The 679-nt window shown below is 46.1% G+C and carries 1 protein-coding gene; it reads left to right on the plus strand.

Annotated elements, in window-relative coordinates; translation table 11 throughout:
* The first annotated feature begins 111 nt into the window (after positions 1-111).
* Positions 112-570, plus strand: coding sequence for an IS200/IS605 family transposase (gene tnpA, locus NNO04_RS22520; RefSeq protein ID WP_162380244.1), 459 nt, complete (start codon positions 112-114; stop codon positions 568-570).
* Positions 571-679 lie beyond the last annotated feature (109 nt).

The raw sequence follows: 679 nt of genomic DNA on the forward strand, positions 1-679 counted from the left end.
TCAGTAAAGCTTTCAGCTTTGAGCCAGTTATTAAAACCCCTTTTGATTTGTTAAAACACCTTGCGGTCTGGCAACTGCAAATGTTCAACAAGAAATCAACAGGGGGTCCCAATGAGGGACGAAAAGAGCTTAGCGCACACCCGATGGAACTGTAAATATCACATAGTTTTTGCACCGAAATATCGAAGACAGGCGTTCTATGGAGAGAAACGTAGAGCAATAGGCGGGATCCTGAGAAAGCTATGTGAATGGAAAAACGTCCGTATTCTGGAAGCGGAATGCTGCGCAGATCATATCCATATGCTTGTAGAGATCCCGCCGAAAATGAGCGTGTCGGGCTTTATGGGATATCTGAAGGGAAAGAGTAGCCTGATGCTGTATGAACAGTTTGGTGATCTGAAGTTCAAATACAGAAACAGGGAGTTCTGGTGCCGGGGTTACTATGTGGATACGGTAGGCAAGAACACGGCGAAGATACAGGAATACATAAAGCACCAGCTTGAAGAGGATAAAATGGGAGAACAGTTATCGATCCCTTATCCGGGTAGCCCGTTTACGGGCCGTAAGTAACAAAGTTGGATGCAAATGTCAGATCGTATGCGCCTGTTAGGGCGCGGCTGGTAACAGAGCCTTACAGGCGCATTTGAAAAACCTCCGGCTATGCCGGAGGATATTTATT

The sequence above is a fragment of the Citrobacter sp. Awk 4 genome (assembly GCF_028069725.1).
Taxonomy (GTDB): domain Bacteria; phylum Pseudomonadota; class Gammaproteobacteria; order Enterobacterales; family Enterobacteriaceae; genus Citrobacter_D.